Origin of the sequence: Nostoc mirabile CHAB5784, assembly GCF_020829645.1 — a bacterium.
Taxonomy (GTDB): Bacteria; Cyanobacteriota; Cyanobacteriia; order Cyanobacteriales; family Nostocaceae; genus Nostoc; species Nostoc mirabile.
In genome coordinates this window covers 1-3,929 of the sequence record NZ_JAIVFS010000243.1, presented here as the reverse complement: position 1 = coordinate 3,929, position 3,929 = coordinate 1, and the positions used below count along the sequence as shown (strand labels likewise).

The following is a 3,929-nucleotide window of genomic DNA, read 5'->3' as shown; positions in this document are numbered from 1 at the left end:
AGATTGAGCGATGCTGGTCTTGGCTCAAAAGTCGCATTCGCAAGCAACTTGACCAATATGAGTGTCTACGGGATGCAATGGAGTATATCTTACATCTAGCGTCCTAACCGATGTGGCGGTTGCTATACTGTGGGAAAGCTGGACATTTGAGCATCTCCCGGGCGCTGAGGTAAGCCACCAGTACCTATGATGGTGAAGGTTCCCTTCGTTGATTGATTGCGGCGGACAATGCAGCTATTTGCCAGGAGGCTGTCAGTGTTAATTTGATTTTCGGGTAACTCGCTGAGGCTGTTTTGGATAAAGCTGACATCGGGTAGGGTGATGGCTCCATCGAAAGCACCAGTGGCATTGATATCGACTCGGTTATTGCGATCGAGGGTATTTAGGGGATCGTTACGAGAAGATGCAGGGCTGTAGTTTTCGCCGAAGAATGCCGGAGTATCGAGGGTAATATTTCCACCTGCGCCTCCAGGAGCATAAGCGAGGATATCGCTGTCGTCGAAAGCAACGATGGAGTCAGCCGTCAATTTAATGTTGCCGCCGCCCCCTGCACCTTGGGCAACGAAGGTTGTGATATTGCTGTCACCATCGAGGCGGATGTCAGAAGCGGTGATGGTGATATCTCCCCCAGAAGATAGCTCGGAGGAAGTTGCGATCTTGCCATTTGTGGCTGTTAGGTTTGGGGTGTTAATCTTGATGTTACCAGCAGGAGCAGCGCCTGTTGACTCGGCACTTAAACTTGCATTGGTAAGGTTGAAGGATTCTGTGGCGTTGATGATGATACTGCCGCCTGTGCCTTCTGGATTTTTTGAGGAGGTGGATGCAGAGATAGTTGCACCATCAGCAATGGTGAGCTTTTGCGTGTCAATGCTTAGGTTTCCCGCAGCACCATCACCTGTGGTTGAGGTGGAAAGTTCGGTTTGTTGGATGTCTATGTCTAAATTTCTGCTTTTAACTTCAAATATGCCAGCATCAATTTTTTTGCCAGCATCAACAATGATAACGTTATATTTTTTCGGAATCGTGATTAGGGGAGCCTTGTTAATATTGAGGTTTTCTCCATCAGAACCGACAAGCGTAATTCCTTGACCAGCTTTGATATCGATACTGCCTGCCGCACCTGTGTTGCTAGTGTTACTTTTAATAGAACTATTATTGAATGTCAGTAGACCGAAAACTTCTGCGATCGCTAAAAAATAGTAGCGTATGATACCGTTTTTTCAGAAATGTGTAAAAGCTGAATGCCTTGAAGAAAAGATAAGTTTAGCTTATTTATCAACCCCAAAAATCAACCAAAATCAGCCGGACGGTAAACAAACTTCGCAGGCTACCCCATAGTTGCGGTCTACTGCTTGGCGTAAAAATTCAAGCATTTGTTTGAGTGTAAATAGATGAGAAAAAACTTGTCTAGTACTTCTTTTTAAACGGCTGACATAATGCCATACTAGATAAATCCAAACGTTAATAATTAAAAAAGCTAAAGCTACAAATAAAAACCGAATGGTCGGATTTTTAATAGTAGTTTTAATTCGGCACTGGTTCTTCATTCGATAGCTACTTTCAATTCCAAAACGAAGACGATAGTCATCATGTATAAGCTGCAAGGTTAACTTAACTTTATAAACTGCGTAAACAAAAAATTCTCGCCCACGCGCTCGTCTTTTACCATTTTTATATGTACAAACTATCCACACTTGAAAAGTAACTGAACCATATTTATCACTGTTTAAAGTGTAACTGGTTTTATAACTACGCCTACCTCTAATTAATTGTTTAGTCCCTCCATGTTTGCCTCGAATAATAGCTGGCATCTCAAATGGGATATCCAAAGCCTGTAACCAGCGAATGACTGGGACACAAAAGAACTCCCTATCCAAATACAATCGTTCAATTCTCAGGTTTCAAGGCTCAATTATTGCCAAAAGATACGTGATAATTGCAACCAAAGTGTTTTGTTGTTGAACAGCTTTGATAGCTAAGGTTACTCGTTTATTCTTTTTAATTACATAGACAGTAGCATAAGCATAGAAAGAACAAGTACCATTTTTCGCTTGACTTCTATAAATATATGGTGCTTCTAATGAAGATGGCTCACCATAATAAGGAATTAAGTTAAAGTCGATGGCAATTTTCTGTTGCCCTTGTCGTATACCTGTTGGCAAGCGGCTTTGGAGTGCTTTATTTAAAGCCTCTTCTAATGAAGGAAGGTCTGAATATTTCTCCAAGTGGTAACGAATATCATTACTGGTCGGAACATTTTTTAGGACTTTAGTAGTGTTTTCAATACTATCCCTCTGGGTGGCAGCCCGAATTAAAATTTCAAAAATATTTTGTTGTTCACACTTACCTTGAGTCTGAATTGGAAGATTGTCTGTTAAACAGTTAACCACTTCATTCAAGGTTTTACTATCAGTTAGAACTAGGGTAGTTACAGTCATAGCTTGCACCAGATATTTGTCTGACTCAATTTTCCCGCAACTCCTTGACAAAATTCCTGAAATAGCACCATAACCATGTTTTGGTGCGAGGTTTGCTCTTACACTTGGCTGATTTATTAGCTTTACTTATGTTTTTACTTCAAAGTGAGACATGAAATGATGGTATCTAAAAGCACTAGCTTTTCACAAAAATCCACTGGAGCAGGTATTCTTGACAGAGCGATCACAAAAGTTTTCGGTCTACTGAAAGTGGCAAAGTTCGCTAGAGAACGCGTCAGAATCGAGTAACTTTGTTGTTGGTTTCTCCTTTTGGTTACCTGATTTAACCTTTAGGACAGAAAGTCCAGTTAACTTTGCCACTCTAGTTTTTTTTTAAAGTATCTTGTCTAACCCATACACTAACGACTTTAGCTGCGACACTTTGCGAATTGCCAGTAACACTCCTGGCATATAGCAAGAGCGATCACTCGTATCGTGCCGAAGGGTATAGATTTGACCTGGCGAGCCGAAAATCACTTCCTGATGGGCAATGAGTCCTGGTAATCGGATGCTATGAATGCGAATGCCGTTATCTGTTAAGCTACCCCTAGCCCCTAGTAACTTCTCCGTTTCCTCCACAGGTTGTTTGTTAAAGTTTTTGCCCATTGTTGCCAACATCTGAGCAGTTTGAATTGCCGTGCCACTGGGAGCATCTGCTTTTTGGTTGTGATGTAGTTCAATGATTTCAACGTGGTCAAAATATTGAGATGCTGCCATTGCGGCTTGTTGCAATAGAATTATACCAATCAAGAAGTTAGGAATAATCAGGCACCCTACACTAGCTTTATCAGCAAAATCTGCCAAATTTTGAATTTGTTCTGAACTTAATCCTGTGGTGCCAACAACAGGATGGATACCGTATGCAATTGCGTTGCGAACACTATTATATACTGAACTGGGATGGGTAAAATCTACCATTACCCCCCGTTGTATTTTCTGATTTATAAAAGTTAGCATCGGTTCCAATTGATTAGTAATTGGAATTCCCAGGGGCTTACCTAAATCCAGCAACTCTCCAGCATCTTTACCTTGATGTTCTAAACTCGTATCAATTGCACCCATTAAAGTCATATCAGGCGCTTGTGCTATAGCCTTCACAACCTCACGACCCATTTTGCCAGCAGCACCGTTGACTATAACTGGAATCTTAACTTGATCAATCATTTATTACTCTCATATTTACAGCATTTACAAACGGATTACAGTTTATGAATCTTTCTGCCAATCAGGGAAGTTGCAAATTTGTCAAAATCTGAATCAGATAATGTTTTCAGGTATTTTGTTTTTTCAGTGTGACAGAAGAGGGTGAAACCAAGTTCCTTCAGAACCGAATGGCACTAAGAAAAGCTCTAAGCTATACGGAATAAGGGCTACAGCTTTGAAAGTTATTGAACAGTCGAGGAGGGGTCAGGCGGTCGTCCTTGATGCAGTGTCATGGAAGCGATCGCCACA

The 3,929-nt window shown here is 41.3% G+C and carries 3 protein-coding genes and 1 pseudogene; 1 reads left to right on the top strand and 3 read right to left on the bottom strand.

The window, feature by feature from the left end:
* Nucleotides 1-122: 122 nt before the first annotated feature.
* Nucleotides 123-527, bottom strand: a complete 405-nt coding sequence (locus tag LC653_RS45000) for a hypothetical protein (protein WP_229501711.1) — start codon at nt 525-527, stop codon at nt 123-125.
* Between LC653_RS45000 and LC653_RS44995 the strand changes: the two genes are divergently transcribed.
* Entirely contained in the window at nt 511-1,089 is a 579-nt protein-coding gene (locus tag LC653_RS44995; RefSeq protein ID WP_229501710.1) for a hypothetical protein, read from the top strand. The two genes, LC653_RS45000 and LC653_RS44995, sit on opposite strands and share 17 nt — an antisense overlap.
* Before the next feature lie 209 nt (nt 1,090-1,298).
* Here LC653_RS44995 and LC653_RS48200 read toward each other — a convergent pair.
* Together LC653_RS48200 and dapB are read right to left on the bottom strand one after the other, a co-directional pair.
* Nucleotides 1,299-2,438, bottom strand: a pseudogene (locus tag LC653_RS48200) (ISH3 family transposase).
* A gap of 372 nt (nt 2,439-2,810) precedes the next feature.
* On the bottom strand, nt 2,811-3,641 hold the full coding sequence (gene dapB, locus LC653_RS44980) for a 4-hydroxy-tetrahydrodipicolinate reductase (RefSeq protein ID WP_229501707.1): 831 nt from the start codon (nt 3,639-3,641) through the stop codon (nt 2,811-2,813).
* Between the last annotated feature and the right edge of the window lie 288 nt (nt 3,642-3,929).